The organism is Streptomyces krungchingensis (assembly GCF_054729265.1).
Window position 1 is genome coordinate 8,966,848 of record NZ_JBPUKY010000001.1, and the last position, 19,760, is coordinate 8,986,607.

The 19,760-nt window shown below is 72.7% G+C and carries 16 protein-coding genes and 1 pseudogene; 6 read left to right on the forward strand and 11 right to left on the reverse strand.

Translation table 11 applies throughout. From position 1 onward, the window contains the following. Positions 1 to 135 precede the first annotated feature (135 nt). The 3 genes from ACSYGO_RS38865 to ACSYGO_RS38875 form a co-directional block, all read right to left on the reverse strand. Positions 136 to 1,626, reverse strand: a complete 1,491-nt coding sequence (locus ACSYGO_RS38865) for an SPFH domain-containing protein (RefSeq protein ID WP_432173995.1) — start codon at positions 1,624 to 1,626, stop codon at positions 136 to 138. Between the two features lie 476 nt (positions 1,627 to 2,102). Next, positions 2,103 to 2,321, reverse strand: coding sequence for a hypothetical protein (locus ACSYGO_RS38870; RefSeq protein WP_426676733.1), 219 nt, complete (start codon positions 2,319 to 2,321; stop codon positions 2,103 to 2,105). A 26-nt stretch (positions 2,322 to 2,347) separates the two neighbouring features. Continuing rightward, positions 2,348 to 3,781: an amidase gene (locus ACSYGO_RS38875; RefSeq protein ID WP_460389511.1), complete on the reverse strand. Its 1,434-nt coding sequence runs from the start codon at positions 3,779 to 3,781 to the stop codon at positions 2,348 to 2,350. A gap of 168 nt (positions 3,782 to 3,949) precedes the next feature. Between ACSYGO_RS38875 and ACSYGO_RS38880 the strand changes: the two genes are divergently transcribed. The 3 genes from ACSYGO_RS38880 to ACSYGO_RS38890 all read left to right on the forward strand — a co-directional run bounded on the left by ACSYGO_RS38880 (position 3,950) and on the right by ACSYGO_RS38890 (position 7,731). Further along, positions 3,950 to 4,984 carry a LacI family DNA-binding transcriptional regulator gene (locus ACSYGO_RS38880; protein WP_426676731.1) on the forward strand — a complete coding sequence of 345 codons (1,035 nt, stop codon included), beginning with the start codon at positions 3,950 to 3,952 and terminating at the stop codon, positions 4,982 to 4,984. A gap of 84 nt (positions 4,985 to 5,068) precedes the next feature. Further along, entirely contained in the window at positions 5,069 to 6,247 is a 1,179-nt protein-coding gene (locus tag ACSYGO_RS38885; protein ID WP_426676730.1) for a 4-hydroxybenzoate 3-monooxygenase, read from the forward strand. 47 nt (positions 6,248 to 6,294) lie between these two features. Then, positions 6,295 to 7,731, forward strand: coding sequence for a benzaldehyde dehydrogenase (locus tag ACSYGO_RS38890; RefSeq protein WP_460389512.1), 1,437 nt, complete (start codon positions 6,295 to 6,297; stop codon positions 7,729 to 7,731). Between the two features lie 54 nt (positions 7,732 to 7,785). On the opposite strand, the gene trxA is transcribed toward ACSYGO_RS38890, so the two are convergent. Next, positions 7,786 to 8,166, reverse strand: coding sequence for a thioredoxin (gene trxA, locus ACSYGO_RS38895; RefSeq protein WP_028798720.1), 381 nt, complete (start codon positions 8,164 to 8,166; stop codon positions 7,786 to 7,788). A 121-nt stretch (positions 8,167 to 8,287) separates the two neighbouring features. Between trxA and ACSYGO_RS38900 the strand changes: the two genes are divergently transcribed. Continuing rightward, on the forward strand, positions 8,288 to 9,715 hold the full coding sequence (locus ACSYGO_RS38900) for a dihydrolipoyl dehydrogenase family protein (protein WP_426676728.1): 1,428 nt from the start codon (positions 8,288 to 8,290) through the stop codon (positions 9,713 to 9,715). 4 nt (positions 9,716 to 9,719) lie between these two features. On the opposite strand, the gene ACSYGO_RS38905 is transcribed toward ACSYGO_RS38900, so the two are convergent. Together ACSYGO_RS38905 and ACSYGO_RS38910 are read right to left on the reverse strand one after the other, a co-directional pair. After that, positions 9,720 to 11,306 (reverse strand): ABC-F family ATP-binding cassette domain-containing protein, encoded by a 1,587-nt coding sequence (locus ACSYGO_RS38905; protein ID WP_460389513.1) that lies wholly within the window; start codon positions 11,304 to 11,306, stop codon positions 9,720 to 9,722. A 790-nt stretch (positions 11,307 to 12,096) separates the two neighbouring features. Next, positions 12,097 to 12,753 (reverse strand): peptide deformylase, encoded by a 657-nt coding sequence (locus ACSYGO_RS38910; RefSeq protein WP_432173991.1) that lies wholly within the window; start codon positions 12,751 to 12,753, stop codon positions 12,097 to 12,099. A 224-nt stretch (positions 12,754 to 12,977) separates the two neighbouring features. Between ACSYGO_RS38910 and ACSYGO_RS38915 the strand changes: the two genes are divergently transcribed. After that, positions 12,978 to 14,360: a PepSY-associated TM helix domain-containing protein gene (locus ACSYGO_RS38915; protein WP_432173990.1), complete on the forward strand. Its 1,383-nt coding sequence runs from the start codon at positions 12,978 to 12,980 to the stop codon at positions 14,358 to 14,360. A gap of 128 nt (positions 14,361 to 14,488) precedes the next feature. Here ACSYGO_RS38915 and ACSYGO_RS38920 read toward each other — a convergent pair whose 3' ends face one another. The 3 genes and pseudogenes from ACSYGO_RS38920 to ACSYGO_RS38930 all read right to left on the reverse strand — a co-directional run. Beyond that, positions 14,489 to 14,836, reverse strand: a complete 348-nt coding sequence (locus ACSYGO_RS38920; RefSeq protein WP_426676724.1) for a tetratricopeptide repeat protein — start codon at positions 14,834 to 14,836, stop codon at positions 14,489 to 14,491. Positions 14,837 to 14,908: 72 nt separating this feature from the next. Beyond that, complete coding sequence (locus ACSYGO_RS38925; protein WP_432173989.1) at positions 14,909 to 15,379, reverse strand: MarR family winged helix-turn-helix transcriptional regulator; 471 nt, start codon at positions 15,377 to 15,379, stop codon at positions 14,909 to 14,911. Between the two features lie 170 nt (positions 15,380 to 15,549). After that, positions 15,550 to 16,002, reverse strand: a pseudogene (locus tag ACSYGO_RS38930) (MarR family winged helix-turn-helix transcriptional regulator); the annotation flags it as partial. 176 nt (positions 16,003 to 16,178) lie between these two features. Here ACSYGO_RS38930 and ACSYGO_RS38935 point away from each other — a divergent pair. Then, positions 16,179 to 17,144, forward strand: coding sequence for a pirin family protein (locus ACSYGO_RS38935; protein ID WP_432173988.1), 966 nt, complete (start codon positions 16,179 to 16,181; stop codon positions 17,142 to 17,144). A 194-nt stretch (positions 17,145 to 17,338) separates the two neighbouring features. Here ACSYGO_RS38935 and ACSYGO_RS38940 read toward each other — a convergent pair whose 3' ends face one another. Both ACSYGO_RS38940 and ACSYGO_RS38945 read right to left on the reverse strand, forming a co-directional pair. Beyond that, a complete protein-coding gene (locus ACSYGO_RS38940) occupies positions 17,339 to 18,709 on the reverse strand; it encodes a VWA domain-containing protein (RefSeq protein WP_432173987.1) in 1,371 nt (456 codons plus the stop codon). Next, positions 18,706 to 19,566 (reverse strand): AAA family ATPase, encoded by an 861-nt coding sequence (locus ACSYGO_RS38945; protein WP_359504227.1) that lies wholly within the window; start codon positions 19,564 to 19,566, stop codon positions 18,706 to 18,708. Before ACSYGO_RS38945 ends, ACSYGO_RS38940 begins: the two co-directional genes overlap by 4 nt. Positions 19,567 to 19,760 lie beyond the last annotated feature (194 nt).

The following is a 19,760-nucleotide window of genomic DNA, read 5'->3' on the forward strand; positions in this document are numbered from 1 at the left end:
CGGGGCGCGCACCGACGGGCAGGGCCGACCTCCGCCGACGGGACGCCGGCCCGCGGGCCCCCGGTACGAGGGCCCGCGGACACGCGACTTCGGGCGTACGGGAGCCAACTCCCGTACGCCCGAAGGTTCAGCGCCTCACCCCTCGTCGTTCTCCACGGCCACCTTCTCCGTGCGCGGCGCCGTGAAGCCGTTGAGCCCGGCGGCCGTGCCGTTCGGCGCGGTGCCGTTCTGGTTCATCGACGCGAGCAGCTGCCGGGCCAGACCCAGGCCGGTGCCGCCCATGGTGAGCGCCTTGGCGAACATGTCCGACATGCCGTCGGCCCCGTTGAGCAGGACCATGTGGTCGACGTTGCCGAACGCGCTCGCGCCCGCCTGGACGATCTCCGGCCAGTTCTCGGCGAGTTGCTGGGCGACCACCGCCTCCTGGTTCTCGGCCAGGGCGGCGGCCCTCGCCTTGATGGCCTCGGCCTCCGCCAGACCCCGTGCGCGCGTCGCCTCGGCCTCCGCCAGACCCTTGGCCTGAGCGGCGGCCGCCTCCGCCTCACCGGTGGCGCGGGTCGCCGTCGCGGCGGCCGCACCCCGCGCCTTCGTCGCCTCGGCCTCGGCGTTGGCGGCCGTCTTGACCCGGTTCGCCTCGGCCGCGGCGGCCAGTTCGGTCTCCTTGGCCTTGGCCTGGGCCGACGAGATGCGCGCGTCGCGGTCGGCCTCGGCGCGGGCACGGATCTCGTACGCCTTCGCGTCCGCGGGCTTGCGGACGTCCGCCTGGAGCTGCTGCTCGCGGCGGTGCGCCTCGAGTTCGGCGACCCGCGTCTCCTGGACGACGACGTCCTGCTGGGCCGCCGCGAAGGCGAGCGGTCCGGCCTGCTGGGCCTTGGCGGCGGCCTTGTCCCGCTCGGCCTGATAGCCGGCCTGGAGGATCTCGCTGTCCCGGGTCGCCTCCGACATCCGTGCCGCGGCCTGCTGTTCGGCCTCGGTGGCGAGACGATTCGCCTCGGCCTGCGCGATACGCGCGTCGCGCTGGACGGCGGCGGCGTGCGGCATGGCGAGGTTCTTGATGTACCCGGTCGGGTCCTCGATCTCGTGGATCTGCAGCGAGTCGACGATCAGGCCGAGCTTCTCCATCTCCGTACCGCACGCGGCACGGGTCTGACCGGTCAGCTTCTCCCGGTCGCGGATCATGTCCTCGACGGTCAACCCGCCGACGATGGACCGCAGATGACCGGCGAACACGTTGTGCACCCGCTCCGACATCAGCTTCTGCTGGTCGAGGAAGCGGCGGCCCGCGTTGGCGATCGACACGAAGTCGTCGCCCACCTTGAAGATGACCACGCCGCGCACCTTGAGCGGAATGCCCTGGTGCGTCACGCAGTCCACGGACAGCTGGGTCTCGTTGAGGTCGAGCGACAGCTTGCGCACCGCCTGCACGCCCGGCAGCACCAGCGTGCCGCGGCCCGTCACGATGCGGAATCCCATGCCTTCTTCAAGGCCCTCGGTCCGATGCTTCGAACCGGAGATGATCAGTGCTTCGTTGGGCTCCGCGACGCGCCACATGAGCTTGAAGACCACAACGACGAAGATCAGCGCGAGGACGACTGCCCCCGCGACGACGCCGACAACCATCGGCATACGCCCCCTTTGCATGGTGCCCTTTCGGCACCGAACGAACGGGAGTGTGCTCCTGCGCAAGGCCGGGGTACAGACGCTGACAGATCCTTGTCGCAATCTTGACGCATACCGCTCTCACCTGGGACGAAGGCCTCACATACGAGCTGTTGACGACGGTGCGCGGGGCACACGCCGACGGCCGGGTCGTCGCGTCACGGCGGTCGGTTCACGCAGGGAGGCGGAGGGCGCGGTCACCGGCTCACGCCCCGCGCCGTTGGGGCGCGGTCACCGGTCGATCCCCGCGTGGTGGGGGCGCGGTCACCGGTCGATCCCCGCGAGGTGCGGGTCGCGGTCGCCCGTGCACCGCGCATGCCGGAGGGCGCGGTCACCGGCTCACGCCCCGCGGCGGGCGGTGCGGAGCGATGCCGTGCAACGGAGGGCACCGCACGCCGAACTCCCCTGCGGCGCGCCCCGGTCGGCGCCGGTGCCGACCGGCGTCAGTCGTCGTACGCGGCCGACACGTACACCGTGCGCGGCGGCAGGTACTCCACCACCATCACGACCGTGCCCCGCTCGATGCGCTCCTTGGGCGTGGCGGGATACGCGAGGAAGTGCTCGGCGCCGCCACGCACCCGGACGATCACCTCGCCGACGAGCCCGGGCCCGACCGTGCCGGTCACCCGCCCCATCAAACCGACCATCGACACGTCGCCCATGGTCACAGAGTAAGGCCGGAACTCCCTCACGCCGCCGGTGCGTCCGCGGAGTCCGCGGGAGTCCGGTGCGGCGGCCACCGCTCGTGCCAGCGCCCGTCCGCCTCCAACTGCGCGGCCAGCGACACCAGCAGGAGTTCGCTGTTCGCGGGGCCCAGCAACTGCGCGCCCACGGGCAGTCCGTCACCGACGAAGCCCGCGGGCACGTTGACCCCGGGCCAGCCGAGAATGTTCCACGGCCACGCGTAGGGGCAGGCCGCGATCATGGCCCGGTCGGTGCCCAGGCCGTTGAGGTTCACCATCGAACCGATCCGCGGCGGGGGAGCGGCGGTCGTCGGCGCGAGCAGCACGTCGTACGTGTCGAAGAGCGCGCCGACCCGCCGGTGCAGGGCGGCCTCCGCCTTCCGGGCCGCCCGCAGGGGCGCGCCGCCGAGCAGCCTGCCCAGCCGGGCGGCGTCGAGGGTGCGCCGGTCGAGCAGGTCCCGCCGCGGCACCTCGCGCACGTGTTCGGCGAGTCCCGCCGTGGCACGCGGGATGAAGGTCAGGCCGATCCGCCCGTAGCGCGGCTCCGCCTCCTCCACCACGTGCCCGAGCTCCGCCAGCCGTTCCGCCAGGGCGACGACACGCGCGCGCACGGCGGGGTCGAGACGGGCGGGCAGCGCCGTGAACGGCGGCTTCAGCGACAGCGCGATACGCAGCCGTCCGGGGTCGCGCCCCACCGCGTCCTGGACACGCAGCGCGGGCGGACGGTGCAGATCGCCGTCGTGATTGCCGCTCGCCGCGTCCAGGAGAAGGGCCGCGTCCGCGACCGTGCGGGCCAGCGTGCCGTTGACCGTGATCCCCTGGAACGACTCCGGAAGCGGCCAGGTGGAGATCCGGCCGCGCTGCGGCTTGATGCCGACCAGATGCGTCCAGGAGGCAGGGATGCGCACCGAGCCCGCACCGTCCGAGCCCAGCGCGGCGGGAACCAGACCCGCCGCCACGGCGGCCGCCGACCCCCCGGACGAGCCGCCCGGGGTGTGGTCGTGGTGCCAGGGATTGCGGGTGGCGCCGAAGGCGGGCCCTTCGGTGAAGGGCCACTGACCGAGCTCGCACGTGTTGGTCTTGCCGACGACGACGGCTCCGGCCGCCCGCAGTCGGCGGACCGCCTCGCCGTCCCGGTCCTTCGGCGGGAAGTCGCCCGGACAGCCGAACGCGGTCGGCTCGCCCGCCACGTCCATGTCGTCCTTGACCGCCACCGGCACCCCGAGCAGGGGCCGTCGCACCCCGGCCGCCAACTCCGCGTCCGCGGCGTCCGCCTCGGCGAGGGCGGCCTCGGCGCGCACCACGCGGAACGCGTTCAGGGTCGGCTGCGTCGCCTCGATCCGTGCCAGCGCACGTTCGGTCAACTCCCTCGCGCTCACCTCGCCGTCGGCGAGGGCGCGGGCACATTCGGCCAGACCTGCGGCACGGTCGGGAACCATCCGGGACACCTCCGAAACTCTCTGTCTACTGAACGGTAACCTCCGGACGCCCCGAGCGGTACGGGAAGGGCAACTTCCATTGAGCCAAATGGAGTTCCGCACGTCACGGGGGCCTTGGACCCCCGGCACGGAGCGGCTCGCCGGCGTTCTGCAAGGATGCCGTACGTCATGGTGCAGATACCGAAGCAGTCCGCCCCGTCGTCCCCCGCCCAGCGCCCCGTGCCGACGAGCGCCGATGTGGCCCGTCTGGCGGGAGTGTCCCGCGCGACCGTCTCGTACGTCCTGAACAACACCAGCGCCGTCCGGATCAGCGAACCCACCCGCCGCCGCGTCCACGAGGCCGCCAAGGAACTCGGCTACGTCCCGCACGCCGCCGCCCGCAGCCTGCGCGCCGGACACAGCCGCATGGTCCTCATGCCCGCCCCGACCGTCCCGGTGGGCCCCCTCTACAGCCAGTTCTTCAACGAACTCCAATGGGCGCTGAGCCGCCTCGACTACACCGTCGTGCAGTACGGCGGTCTCGGCCTGCACGGTGACGAGGCGGCCCGCGCCTGGGCGGAGCTCCGCCCGGTCGCCGTCCTGGTGCCCGGCAGCGGCCTCGGCCCGGAGGGCCTGGCCGTCCTCAAACGGGCCGGCGCCCGCGCCGTGGTCACCCTGGGGCCCGAACGTGTCGAGGGCGCCCACGCACTGCTCATGGACCACGACCGCGTCGGCCACAGCGCGGGCGCCCACCTGCTGGCCCGCGGCCGTCGCCGGATCGGCGTAGTGATGCCCGGCGAATCCGGACTGGAGATCTTCTCCCGGCCCCGCCTCGACGGTGTCCGCCGCGCCCTGCGCGGCAGCGAGGCGTCCGTCACCGAACTGCCCCTCGCGTACGCGGAGGAGGACGCGGCCCGGCTCGCGGCGCGCTGGCGCAGCCTGGGCCTCGACGGCGTGTTCGCCTACAACGACGAGTACGCCATGCTGCTGATGCGCGCCCTGCAGGACGAGGGCGTCGGCATCCCGGACGAGACGGCCGTCGTCGGCGCCGACGACCTGATGCTCGGCCGCCTGCTGCGACCCCGCCTGAGCACCGTCCACATCGAGTTGCCGTCCGGCCGCGACCTCGCCGAACTGGTCGACCGCGCCGTCCGCCGGCCGGGTGCCGCGCCCGAGACGCACGAAGTCCTCGGCGCGCGGGTCGTGCACCGCGATTCGAGCTGAGAGAGGCTGGGCCCGCACCCGGGTCTGTGTGAGGCTGGGGGCTGTTCCCCGCGGACACCGGACACCGGACACCGGAGGCACGTCATGCGGACCACGGTCGGCATCATCGGCGGCGGGCCGGCAGGCCTGCTGCTGGCCCGGCTGCTGCACCGGACGGGGATCGACTGCGTCGTCCTGGAGAGCAGGACACGCTCCTACGTCGAACGGCGCCAGCGCGCCGGGATGCTGGAGCAGGGCACGGTCGACGCGCTGCGCGAGAGCGGAGCCGGTACGCGCCTCGGCGCCGAGGGCCTGGTCCACCACGGGATCGAGCTGCGCTTCGAGCGCGAGCGCCACCGCGTCGACTTCCCCTCGCTCACGGGCGGCCGTACGGTCACGATCTACGCCCAGACGGAGATCGTGAAGGACCTCGTCGCCCTCCAACTCGCCGACGGGCCACCACTGCTGTTCGGGGCGCGGGCGCTGGCCGTCGAGAAGGCGGAGAGCGAGGCGCCCGTCGTGCGGTTCGTGCACGAGGGCCGCGAGCTCACCCTGACCTGCGACTACGTGGTGGGCTGCGACGGCTCCCACGGCATCGCCCGTGACGCCTTCCCCGCGGAGGTGAGCCGCACGTACGCCCACGACTACCCCTACTCCTGGCTCGGCGTCCTGGCCGAGGTGCCACCCTCCTGCGAGGAACTCGTCTACGCGCGCGGCCCGGGCGGTTTCGCGCTGCACAGCATGCGCTCGCCGTCGGTGTCACGGCTGTACCTCCAGGTCCCGAACGGCACCTCCGGCGACGACTGGCCCGACGACCGCATCTGGGACGAACTCGCCGCGCGCTTCGCGATCGACGCCGACTGGCGGCTGGAACGCGGCCCGATCACCGCCAAGGGGGTGACCCCGATGCGCAGCCTCGTCCATGAACCGATGCGGTACGGACGGCTGTTCCTGGCGGGCGACGCCGCCCACATCGTGCCCCCGACCGGCGCCAAGGGACTCAACCTCGCGGTGTCCGACGTGCGGGTCCTGGCCCGCGGCCTCGCCGAGCTCTACCGCACCGGTTCACCCCAACTCCTGGACGCCTACTCGGACTTGTGTCTCGAACGGGTGTGGCAGGCCACCCGCTTCTCGTACGACATGACCAGGATGCTGCACGCACAGCCGGACGGGGACGCCTTCGACCACCAGGTGCAACTGGCACGGTTGCGCCGGATCACGGCATCCCGCTCCGCGGCGGCCGAACTGGCCGCCAACTACACGGGACTTCCGCTCACCGTGTGAGCCCGCCGGACCCACCGGTGACCAGAGAACGATCGGAGAGAGCCGTCATGCCGTTGCTCGACCCCACGAACTGGCAGTCCCGCCCCCTCTCGGGCGGCGGGCACACCGTCACCGAACCCGCCACCGGCGACTCCCTCGGCGCCGTCACCCTCGCCACCGCCGAGGACGTCGCCACGGCGGCCCGCACGGCGAGCGCCGCCCAGCCGGAATGGGCCGGGCTCCCGCACTTCGCGCGCGCCGCCGTACTGCGCAGGGCGGGGGACCTCTTCGCCGAGCACGCCGACGAACTGCGCGACTGGATCGTCCGCGAGTCCGGCTCCATCCCCGGCAAGGCCGACTTCGAACTGCACGTCGCCGCCCAGGAGTGCTACGAGGCCGCGGCGCTCGCCTCGCGCCCGGTCGGCCAGATCCTGCCGTCGGAGGCGCCCCGTCTGTCGTACACGCGGCGCGTGCCCGTCGGCGTCGTCGGCGTCATCGCCCCCTTCAACGCCCCGCTCATCCTGTCGATCCGCTCGGTGGCCCCCGCGCTCGCCCTCGGCAACGGCGTCGTGCTCAAACCCGACCCACGCACCGCGGTCTGCGGCGGCCTGGCACTCGCCGCCGTCTTCGCCGAGGCGGGCCTGCCGGATGGATTGCTGCAGGTCCTGCCCGGCGGTCCCGAGGCCGGACAGGCCCTCGTCGCCGATCCGCACGTGCCGGTGATCTCCTTCACCGGATCGACCGCGGCCGGACGCGCGGTCGGTGAGGCCGCGGGCCGTCACCTCAAGCGGGCGCACCTCGAACTGGGCGGCAACTCGGCCCTGATCGTGCTGGAGGACGCCGACATCGACGCGGTCATCTCCACGGCCGCCTGGGGCTCCTTCTTCCACCAGGGGCAGATCTGCATGACAACGGGCCGCCATCTGGTGCACGCCTCGCTCTACGAGGAGTACGTCGAGCGGCTCGCCGCCAAGGCCGATTCCCTCGCCGTCGGCGACCCCTACCGCGAGCAGGTGCACCTGGGACCGATCATCGACCGCGCCCAACTCGACAAGATCCAGGGGCTGGTGGAGTCGAGCACGGCCCACGGGGCGAAGCTCGCGGCGGGCGGCTCGCACGAGCGGCTCTTCTACCGGCCGACGGTGATCGCCGGAGTCGACGACACGACTCCCGCGTACACGGAGGAGGTCTTCGGCCCGGTCGCCCCCGTACGTCCCTTCAGCACACCCGAAGAGGCCGCGGCCCTCGCCTCCGCGGGACCCTACGGCCTCTCACTGGGCATCGTCACCCGGGACACCGCGCGCGGCCTCGACCTCGCCGAGCGCATCCCGACCGGCATCGTCCACATCAACGACCAGACCGTCAACGACGAGGCCGTCGCCCCCTTCGGCGGCATCGCCGCCTCCGGCACCGGCGCGCGCTTCGGCGGCGAGGCCAACCTGGACGCCTTCACCGACGTGCGCTGGACGACGGTGCGCGGCGACGTGGCGGCGTATCCGTTCTGAGGACGCGTGCGCGACGGGCCGGCGGTCCCGGGGGACCGCCGGCCCGTCGTCGGCTCACTGGCCGTTCTGCTGGGCCTGCTGCTCCGCGATGGACTTGCGGACCTCGTCCATGTCCAGCTTCCTGGCCTGCCCGATGACGTCGTCCAGGGCGGCCTCGGGCAGCGCCCCGGGCTGGGCGAAGATCGCCACCTGGTCCCGCACGATCATCAGCGTCGGGATCGACTGGATGTCGAAGGCGGCGGCCAGCTCCGGCTGCGCCTCGGTGTCCACCTTGGCGAACACCAGGTCCGGGTTGGCCTGCGCGGCCTTCTCGTAGACGGGGGCGAACTGACGGCACGGCCCGCACCAGGACGCCCAGAAGTCGATCAGGACGAACTCGTTGTCCGCGACCGTCTGGTCGAAGTTCTCCTTGGTGAGCTCCACGGTGCTGCTCATGCGCGTTTCCTTCTTCCTCGGGTCCGGATCGTACCGGTGTGCACAACGCCACCTTCCAGGGACGTATTCCGCGCACGTACCCATGTGGAAACGGCGCACACCACCGACCAGACTGGCCCCCATGACGGAAACGGAATCCATCGCCTATGACGTAGTGGTGCTCGGTGCCGGACCCGTGGGGGAGAACGTCGCCGACCGCACCCGCGCGGCCGGTCTGTCCACCGCGGTCGTGGAGAGCGAACTCGTCGGCGGCGAATGCTCGTACTGGGCGTGCATGCCCAGCAAGGCCCTGCTGCGCCCGGTGATCGCCCGCGCCGACGCCCGCCGCGTGCCCGGCCTGCGCCAGGCCGTGCAGGGCCCTCTCGACGCCCCCGCGGTCCTCGCGCACCGCGACTACTACACGTCCCACTGGAAGGACGACGGCCAGGTCGCCTGGCTGGACGGCATCGGAGCGGACCTGTACCGCGGCCACGGCCGGCTCGCCGGCCCCCGCACGGTCACGGTGGAGGGGCCGGACGGGACCCAGGTGCTCACCGCCCGGCACGCCGTCGCCGTCTGCACCGGAAGCCGCGCCCTCCTGCCCGACCTCCCGGGACTCGACCAGGTCAAGCCGTGGACCAGCCGCGAGGCCACCAGCGCGCACGCCGTGCCCGGACGGCTCGTCGTGGTGGGCGGCGGCGTGGTCGCCACCGAGATGGCCACGGCCTGGCAGGCCCTCGGTTCGCAGGTCACCCTCCTGGTACGCGGCAAGGGCCTGCTGCCGCGCATGGAGAGCTTCGCCGGCGAACTGGTCGCCGAGGCGCTCACCGAGGCGGGCGTCGACGTGCGCACCGGCACCTCGGTGGCATCGGTGACGCGCGAGGGCTCCACCGTGGTCGCCGTGACCGGCGCCGGCGACCGCATCGAGGCCGACGAGATCCTCTTCGCCACGGGCCGCGCGCCCCGCACCGACGACATAGGCCTCGACACCCTCGGCCTGGAACCCGGCTCATGGCTGGAGGTCGACGACAGCCTGCGGGTGACCGGCAGCGACTGGCTGTACGCGGTCGGCGACGCCAACCACCGCGCACTCCTGACCCACCAGGGCAAGTACCAGGCCCGGATCGCGGGGGCTGCCATCGCCGCCCGCGCCGCCGGGGTGCCCCTGCTGGAGTCCGACCCCTGGGGCGCGCACGCCGCGACCGCGGACCATTCGGCCGTGCCGCAGGTCGTCTTCACCGACCCGGAGGCCGCGGCCGTCGGCCTCTCCCTGGCCGAGGCGGAGCAGGCCGGCCACCGGGTGCGCGCCGTGGACGTCGACATGGCGTCCGTGGCGGGCGCGGGCCTGTACGCGGACGGCTACCGCGGCAAGGCCCGCATGGTCGTCGACATCAACCGCGAGATCCTCCTCGGCGTCACCTTCGTCGGCCCCGGAGTCGGCGAACTGATCCACTCGGCGACCATCGCCGTCGCCGGGCAGGTACCGATCAGCCGCCTCTGGCACGCGGTCCCGTCCTACCCGACGGTCAGCGAGGTGTGGCTGCGCCTCCTGGAGGCGTACCGGGGCTGAGGGGTCAGGCCAGGGACACCAGCTCCAGATACTCCTCGCTCCACAGGTCCTCGTCCGCGTCCGGGAGCAGCAGCACCCGGTCGGGACGCAGGGCCTCGATGGCGCCCTCGTCATGGGTGACCATGACGATCGCGCCCGGGTAGGTGCCCACCGCGGCCAGCACCTCGGCACGGGAAGCCGGGTCGAGGTTGTTGGTGGGCTCGTCCAGGAGCAGCACATTGGCGCCGGAGTGCACGAGACCCGCCAGGGCGAGGCGGGTCTTCTCGCCCCCGGACAGGACGCCGACGCGTTTGTCGGCGTCGTCGCCCGTGAACAGGAACGAGCCGAGCACCCGCCGCACCTCGCCGTCGGTGAGGTGCGGCGCCGCCGCGGCCAGATGGCCCCGGACGGTGCCGGCGGGGTCCAGCGTGTCGTGCTCCTGGGCGAAGTAGCCCAGGCGCAGCCCGTGACCGTGCACCACGCGCCCGCTGTCCGGGCTGTCCTGCCCGGCGAGCAGACGCAGCAGCGTGGTCTTGCCCGAGCCGTTGAGGCCGAGGACCACCAGTCGGCTGCCCCGGTCGACGGCCAGGTCCACCCCGCTCAGGACGTGGTGATCGCCGTACGACCTGGACAGCGCGACCGCACCGAGCGGCATCCGCCCGCAGGGAGCGGGTTCGGGCAGCCGGATCCTGGCCACCTTCTCCGCCCTGGTCACCGGTTCCAGGCCGGCGAGCATCCGGTCGGCGCGGCGGGCCATGTTCTTCGCGGCGACCGCCGTCGACACAGAGGCGCGCATCCTGTCGGCCTGCGCGTGCAACGCCGCCGCCTTCCGTTCGGCGTTCGCCCGCTCCCGGGCACGGCGGCGCTCGTCCGCCTCGCGCTGCGCGAGGTAGGCGTGCCAGCCCGTGTTGTGGACGTGCAGCGTGGCGTGGTGCGGATCCAGGTGGAACACGCGGTTGACGACGTCGGCCAGCAGCGAGGTGTCGTGGCTGATGAGCACCAGTCCGGCCCGATGGTTCGTCAGGAAGCCGCGCAGCCAGGCGATCGAGTCGGCGTCCAGGTGGTTCGTCGGCTCGTCCAGCAGCAGCGTGCCGTGGTCCGCGAACAGGATGCGGGCCAGCTCGACGCGGCGTCGCTGTCCGCCGGACAGGGCACCGACCGGCTGGTCCAGGACCCGGTCGGGGAGGCCGAGCCCCGCGGCCACCCGCGCCGCCTCGGCCTCCGCCGCGTAGCCTCCGCGCGCCTGGAACTCGGCCTCGGCGCGCGTGTACGCGTTCATCGCGCGTTCCGACCCGTCGGCCATCGCGGCCTCGGCCGCACGCAGCGCGCGTACGGCCTCGTCCAGACCTCGCTCCGACAGGATGCGGTCGGTGACGGTGACCGCGGGGTCGGCGGCGTGCGGGTCCTGGGGCAGGTAGCCGAGCGCCCCCGTCCGGGAGACGGACCCTGCCGCGGGCCGCGCCTGCCCCGCGAGGGTGTTCAGGAGGGTGGTCTTGCCCGCGCCGTTACGGCCGACCAGGCCGACGCGGTCGCCGGGGGAGACGTGGAAGGAGATGTCGGACAGCAGCAGACGGGCACCTGCGCGCACGTCGACACCGCGAACGGTGATCATGGGAATTCGCTCCGGGAATCAATCGGCAGAAGGACACACGTGTGGCGTGGAAGCGGGTCCTTGAGCTAAGAGATTCGGGGCGTAGACATGGGCCCAGGCTAACGAGCGCGGGTTCCGGACCGCCACCGGTTTTCGCTCCGCGAGCGGCAGCTGTGTCGGTCGTCAGGAGTACCGGATCTCGTAGGTCACCCGGTACCGGTGAGATCGGCCTGGACGGCCTCGTCCTCAAACGCCGGACGGGCTTGAGGGGTGCCGCCGGCTTCAGAGGGTTGCGGGCGTCCGGGGGTGTGCGCGTTGGCTCTCGTGGGTCGCCCGGTGCTGGTGGGGATCGGCCTGAACGGCTTCGTCCTCAAGCGCCGGACGGGCTGAGGGGTGCGGCCCCGGCTTTCAAGGTCTGCCTGACCCGCGATGGGCGCACCCGCAGTCGCCCCCGCTCTGCAGGGGCCGCACCCCGGACGCACCCGTGGTCGCCCCCGCGCTGCAGGGGCCGTACCCCGAACGCACCCGCAGTCGCCCTGTCACAGAAGGGGCCGTGCCGGTGCATCAAATGCCCGTTGCGGACGGCAACACGAACCCACCGCACTGAACCACCGGACCACACGACGGCTGCAACGGGCGGATCACCGGCACGGACCCGACCCACCCACCGGACCGAAGGCGCACCCCACCCACCGGACAGACGGCGCACCCCACCCACCGGACAGACGGCGAGGCCAGGCCCACCGTACCGACGGCGGCGAAACGGCCCGCACCCACCAACACACACCCCCCCCCGCGCAGCACCGCTCCCTCACCCGGGCAGCGAAAAGCCCAGGACCTCCGCAGCCCGTTCCGGCGTCGGCTGGTTCCAGAGTTCCGCCATCGCCTGGTTCGACGCCAAGGACCGCAACTCGGCGCGGTCCAGGTACAGCGTCCCGTCGAGGTGATCCGTCTCGTGCTGGACGATGCGTGCGGGCCAGCCGCTGAACACCTCGTCGACCTCGCGGCCCCGCTCGTCCAGCGCCCGCAGCCGCACCTGGGCATGCCGGTCCACGACCGCCTGCCAGCCCGGCACACTGAGGCATCCCTCGAAGAACGCGGCCCGCCCCGCGCCGACCCCCTCGTACGTCGGGTTCACGAGCACCCGGAACGGCTGCGGCACCCGCCCCCGCGCGAGCCGCACCTCCTCGGACACAGGAGCCGGGTCCTCGATCACGGCGAGCCGCAGCGGCACACCGACCTGCGGCGCCGCGAGCCCCACACCGGGCGCCGCATGCATCGTCGCGCGCAGCGCGGCGACGAAACGCGCCAGCTGCCCGGCGTCCAGCTGCCCGTCGAAGCGCTCGGCCGGCTGCCGCAGGACCGGGTCGCCGGCCGCGACGATCGGCAACGGGCCTTCGTGGTCGAGGAGTTCCTCGACCAGGTCACTCAGAGGACGGGACAGGCTGGAGTCACGTTCGGATGCCATCGCGCCAGGATGCCAAGACGGACCGCGCCGAGCGAGGCGGAGCCGGGCGAGTCCCGGACCTTTCTCCCGCACCACCTCCCCCACGCACCTGTGACCCACGCCACACAAGGCGTCGGGAACTCGATGCGACCACCCCCCGACTACTGGACCGCCACCCCGAAGGGGATCCCAACTCCCCGTCCCGTGGCCCCTTTCCGTCCCCTGCCCGACCGGAGACCCCGCCGATGCCCACCGCTCCCTCGACCACGACGGACGACCCCACGCCCGTCACATCGACCCCGCCACGAGGAATCCGGACCACGCTGCGCCCCCTGGTCCTGCGCCTGCACTTCTACGCCGGCGTACTGGTGGCCCCGTTCCTGCTGGTGGCCGCCGTGACCGGATTCCTCTACGCCGCCTCGTTCCAGGCCGAGAAGATCGTGTACGCGCACGAACTGACCGTGCCGGCCGGCGACCGCAAACTGCCGTTGTCCGAGCAGGTGGCCGCGGCCCGCAAGGCTCACCCCGAGGGCGCGGTCTCGGCCGTGCGGCCCTCCCCGGAGGCGGACGCGACGACCCGGGTGCTGCTCTCAGGCGTCCCGGGCGTGGACGCCGACCACACCCTCGCCGTGTTCGTCGACCCGTACACGGGGAAGGTGCGTGGAGCCCTGGAGCAGTACGGCTCCACGGGCGCGCTCCCGCTGCGCACCTGGATCGACGGACTCCACCGGGACCTGCACCTCGGCGAGAACGGTCGGCTCTACAGCGAACTCGCCGCGAGCTGGCTGTGGGTGATCGCGGGCGGCGGCCTGGTGCTGTGGTTCAGCCGCCGAAGGGAGCGGCGCAAGGTGCGCGGCACCACCGGACGGCGCCGCACCCTCGGCCTGCACGGCACGCTCGGCGTGTGGGCGGCCACCGGCTTCGTCATCCTCTCCGCGACGGGGCTGACATGGTCGGCGTACGCAGGGGCGAACATCGACGAACTGAGGACCTCGCTCGGCCAGGCCACGCCCTCCGTCTCGGCCACGACCGGCGGCGACCACGCGGCGCACAGCGGTGCGAAGTCCGGAGAGGCGGCAGAGCGAGACCTGGACGCGGTCCTCGCGGCGGCACGGGCCGAGGGGCTCGGCGACCCTGTCGAGATCGTCGCGCCCGCCGACGCCTCCTCGGCGTACGTCGTGAAACAGATCCAGCGCAGCTGGCCCGAGAAGCAGGACTCGGTGGCCGTGGACCCGGCGACCGGCGAGGTCACCGACGAACTCCGGTTCGCCGACTACCCCCTGCTGGCCAAGCTGACCCGCTGGGGCATCGACGCGCACACCGGCACGCTGTTCGGTCTCGTCAACCAGATCGCCCTGATGGCCCTCGCGCTCTCGCTGGTGCTGCTCATCGTGTGGGGCTACCGCATGTGGTGGCTGCGCGGCCGGGAGTCGGCTTTCGGGCGGCCCGTTCCGCGCGGCGCGTGGCAGCAGGTCCCGCCGCAGATTCTGGTCCCGGCCATGGCGGCCGTCGCGGTCCTCGGCTACTTCGTACCGCTGCTCGGCATCACGCTCGCCGCGTTCGTCGCCGTGGACGTCCTCCTCGGCGAGATCGCCCACCGCAGGGGGAGGCGAACCCCCGCCGGGTAGCGGGATCCGGCGAGCGGCCGGCGGCTCGCGGTGACCGGCGACCGCGGACACACAAGGGGCCGACCACCTCGGGTGGTCGGCCCCTGCGTCTCCGGCGGACCTTTCGAGTGGCCCCGCCGGACAAGCGGTCACACCTGCTCGAAGTCCCCCGCGAGCGCGGAGGCGATCCGCAGGTGCGACTCCGCCTCGTCGTGCCGCCCCTGGCGCTCGAGCGTGCGCCCCAGCATCAGCCGGGCGTAGTGCTCGACCGGGTCGAGCTCCACGAGCGCTCGCAGCTCCGTCTCCGCGCGGCGCAGTTGGGCCGAGTGGTAGTAGGAGCGCGCCAGCAGCAGCCGGGGTCCGACCTGCTCCGGCACCTCCTCGACCAGCCCACTGAGAATCCGCGCCGCGGCGGCGTAGTCCCTGGCCTCGAAGAACATCCGCGCCCGCTCCCAGCGCTCCGCGGCCGTTCCGTGGTCGTAGTACGTCGTTTCCACTGCTGACCTCCTTCGACGCTCCACAACCGAGGCGTTTGGTTGAATATTCCACAACCCTGCTGAGGGTGCCCCTTACGCCCCGACCGCCTCGACGTCGGCCGACTCCCCGTCGGCCAGCTCGGCATCGGCCCGCTCCGTGATCAGTGCCAGCACGCGGCCGGCCGTCGCGAGGTCCTCGGCCGGGATGCCGGCGTAGAGCCGGGACGCTATCGCGTTGCCGCCCGTGCGGACCGCTTCGAACAGCTCCCTGCCGCTGTCCGTGAGCGACACCTGGCCCGCCGCCGGCTCGTCCAGCAGCTGCCGTGCCGTCAGTTCCCCGACGGTCTCGCGGGCCAGCGACTCGTCGATCTTCAGGGCTCCGGTCAGGCGGCCCACGAGCCGGTCGCGTTCGACGGTCCCGCCGTTGTCGGAGACCGTGCGGAGGGCGACGGACTGGTTGAAGGTGGTGCCGGTGCGGGCCAGGACCTTCTCCAGGGCGGCGCGGCTCGCGTAGTGGGCGAGGCCGATGACCTGGCCGTTGACCGGGGGAGTGGTGGTGGTCATGACGACTCCTTCTCGGAATGCGGATCGGATGGATCGGAGGCGGCGGGCTCTTTCCATGTGCCGGACTCCCCGCGCGCGCCGGGCTCTTGCCACGTGCCGGGCTCCCCATTCGCGCCGGGCACTCCTGGCGCGGACGGCTCTCGCGTGGCGGGAGGGCGGCCCGGCGCGCGCGGATCGAGAGGCACGTCGAGCAGGGCGGCCAGCTCGGCGCTGAACGCCCGTGTGCGTTCCCCGTCGAGCCCGCCGAGGGGTTCGAGGAGTTGGTCCAGGAGGCCCTGGACCACCTTGACGGCGCGACGGGCGACAGCGCGCCCGTCCTCGGTCAGCGACAGCTGGACCGCCCGTGGGTCCGCCGGGTCCCGTACGCGGTCGACGAACCCGGCCGTCTCCAGCGCGCGGGCCAGCTTCGAGACGTAGAGCGGTTCGAGCCCGGTGTGATCGGCGAGGCGGCGCTGACTGGGGCGAAGCCCGTCCCGCTGCATGCCGTACAGCGACGCCATCAGCGAGTACTGCGCGTGGGTCAGGCCGAGCGGGGCGACCGCACGGTCGACCGCCACACGCCATTTCATCGACAGACGCCAGACGAGGAAGCCGGGCGTCGCCTTGCCGGGTACCGAACTCATGGCAGTTACCGTACATAGCTACTATGTACATGGCTACTATTTTCCCGTGGGTCCACCCGATGGCGTAGACGCCTGCGACCGAGGACCTAGGACCCCTGCCGTTTCTCGGCCAAGACCCCCCGTACGGCCGTCCGACGGCCTGACGCCAGGTCCTCGACAGGGCTAGGTTGTGCCCCATGAGCAATCTTGATCGCGAGGCGGTTCCCGCCCTCTGCGGTGGCCGCGGGTTCGTGGTGGCCGAGCCGGTGCGCGAACTCCTCAGCCCCCGCCGGGTCAAGCTCGGCGAGTCCACCGAAGTCCGCCGTCTGCTCCCCAACCTGGGCCGCCGCATGGTCGGCGCATGGTGCTTCGTCGATCACTACGGGCCCGACGACATCGCGGACGAGCCCGGCATGCAGGTCCCGCCGCACCCGCACATGGGACTGCAGACCGTCAGCTGGCTGCACGAGGGCGAGGTGCTGCACCGTGACTCCACGGGCAGCCTGCAGACCATCCGCCCGCGCGAACTCGGCCTGATGACCTCGGGACGGGCCATCAGCCACTCCGAGGAGAGCCCCAGGTCGCACGCCCGCTTCCTGCACGGCGCGCAGCTCTGGGTCGCCCTCCCCGACAGCCACCGCCACACCGACCCGCGGTTCGAGCACCACGCCGAACTGCCGGTCGTCACGGCACCCGGCCTCGACGCCACGATCGTCCTGGGCTCGGTCGACGGCGCGACCTCGCCCGGCACGACGTACACGCCGATCGTCGGTGCCGACCTGGCCCTCGCGCGGGGCGCCGACGTACGGCTGCCCCTGGAGCCGGACTTCGAGTACGCCGTGCTCTCCATGTCCGGCGAGGCCCATGTCGACGGTGTACCGGTGCTCCCCGGCTCGATGCTCTACCTCGGCTGCGGCCGCACCGAACTCCCCCTGCGGGCCGAGTCGGACGCGGCCCTCATGCTCCTGGGCGGCGAGCCCTTCGAAGAGGAGCTGATCATGTGGTGGAACTTCATCGGACGGACCAACGAGGACATCGAGCAGGCCCGGCAGGACTGGATGGGCGGCTCACGCTTCGGCGAGGTCAAGGGCTACGACGGCGACCCGCTGTCCGCCCCGGACCTGCCCCCGGTGCCACTGAAGCCGCGCGGCAGGGTGCGCTGACCTGTGGAGACGCCCGTGACTCCATGGCGTGGTCGGCGGTGTCGGCCCTGGCCGGCCGAACACTGACCCGACGCCGACTTCATCGACCGCCCGTCGGAGCAGGCCGACTCGACTGCGAATCCACCGACCGTTCCGCCGATTCGCGGCATGACTGAGGGGTGGATCGTCGCGGGCGACACCGCTCGCGTGCGCGTTCACACCGGCAGCAGCCTGGCGATCAGCGCGCTGAGCTGCCGTACGTTGCGGCACTCGTGCATCTCGACGAGCCCGGCGTACGCGGGTGCGGCGGAGTCGCCGGTGCCCCACTGGGAACGTGGTTCGGGGTTCAGCCAGTAGGTGCGGCGGGACCGCTCGGAGATGTCCCGCACGGCCGGCAGGTTCGGGTCGCTCATGTTCGTGCGGGCGTCACCGAGGACGAACACGGTCGTGCGGGGGCCCACGGCGTCGGCGTACCGCTCGGTGAACTCCCCGAACGCGACACCGTAGTCACTGCTGCCGTGCCACCCCGTCAGCGTCGCCTCGTCACGGATGCGGGCGCTCAGTCCGTCCGAGTCGGCCGCGCCGCGCTGCAGCAGGCCGGTCACCTCGTCGATCCGGTTGACGAAGGCGAACACCCGCACCTTGCTGAACTGGTCGTGCAGCGCCTGCACCAGCAGCATCGTGAAGTCGGAGAACCCCGACACGGAACCCGACACGTCGCAGACCAGGACCAGTTCCGGCCGGACGGGGCGACGCCTGCGCAGCACGGGCCGCATCGGCACCCCGCCCGTCGACAGCGAGCCGCGCAGCGTCCTGCGCAGGTCGATGGTGCCGCGGGAGGCCCGGCGGCGGCGCGCGGCGAGCCGGGTGGCCAGCTTGCGGGCCAGCGGCTGCACCACCTTGCGCAGTTCGGCGAGCCGGTCGCGCCCCGCGAAGAGGAAGTCGACCCGGTCGGCGGTCGGCGCCACCGCCCGCCGCGCGATCTCGTCCCGGCCGCGCCGCTCGGCCACCCGGCGCCGCGCCTCCGTGGCGACCTGCCGCCGGAACTCCTCGATGCGCCGCCGGATCTCGTCCTCCAGCAGCCGGTCGGTGAAACCGGAGGCGTCGCCGCGGGCACGGACGGTGTCCCGGACCCGGGCCATCAGGGTCTGCGGACGCAGCCGGTCCAGCGCCTGGTACGACGACCAGCCGTCACCGCCCGGCGTGGCGCCGTAGCCGCCGAAGCCGGCCACGGCCTCCTGGGCCAGCCGGGCCAGCATCGCCCGGTCGTCGGCGGCGAGCGCCTCGGCCAGCCGGTCGCGCAGGTCCTCCCGGTCCACCGTCGTGTCGGCGTCCAGGGCGCCGACGCGGCGCGGGAAGTACACGTCGAAGACCGGGTCGAACACCCGCCGCTGTCCGGGGTTGTGCAGCAGCGTGGCGGCCAGCCCCTCGCGCAGCCGTTCGCGGTCGGCGAGGCCGAGCGCCTCCAGGGCCTGCGCGGCGTCCACGCTCTCCCCGGTGCCGATGCGCACACCGTGCGAGCGCAGCGCGCCGACCAGGCCGGTCAGCCGTTCCGCGAGGTCCGCGGCGGGCGCCGGAGAGGTCACAGGGAGTCCAGGTCGAGCTTGGCCGCCGCCTTGAGGACGTCGTCCTGATGCTTGAGGATGACGCCCAGGCTGTCGCGTACGACGGTCTCGTCCAGGGTGTCCGCGCCGAGCGCGAGGAGCGTGCGGGCCCAGTCGATGGTCTCCGCCACCGAAGGCACCTTCCGCAGGTCCATCTCGCGCAGCGCGCCGACCACCCGCACCACGGACTCCGTCAGCGCCGCGTCGAGGCCCGGCACCTTCAGCCGTACGATCCGGCGCTCCAACTCCTCGTCGGGGAAGCCGATGTGGAGGAAGAGACAGCGGCGGCGCAGCGCTTCGGACAGCTCGCGGCTCGCGTTCGAGGTGAGCACCACGAACGGGCGGCGGGTCGCGGTGACGGTGCCCAGCTCGGGGACGGTCACCTGGAAGTCGCTGAGCACTTCGAGCAGCAGGCCCTCCACCTCGACATCGGCCTTGTCGGTCTCGTCGATGAGCAGCACCTTGGGGTCGTCCCCGCGGATCGCCGTGAGCAGCGGCCGCGGCAGCAGGAACTCCTCGCTGAAGATGTCGGTGCGCGTCTCGTCCCACGTCTCGTCCCGCCCGGCGCTGATGCGCAGCAACTGCTTGGCGTGGTTCCACTCGTACAGCGCCCGGGACTCGTCGACCCCCTCGTAGCACTGCAAGCGGATCAGCCGGGCCCCGCCGACCTGGGCGACGGCCTTGGCGAGTTCGGTCTTGCCGACGCCGGCCGGGCCCTCCACCAGAAGCGGCTTGCCGAGCCGGTCGGCGAGGAACACCGTGGTGGCGACGGCGGGCGACGCGAGGTAGCCGGTCTCGGCGAGGCGCGCGGTGACATCGTCGACGGACGTGAAAAGCAACGGGGCCTCCAGCTCGGCACGGGCCAGGTCGGGCCCCACTATCTAAGCGCTTGTTCACAGCTTCTGTCACCTGTGACGGCGCCCACGCCGGACGCCCGCACGGGGCACCCGCCGCACGCCCGCGCAGAGCACCCGCCGGACGCCCGCGCCGGGCACCCGCCCGAGGCGCACGCCGGGCACCCGCCGGACGCCCG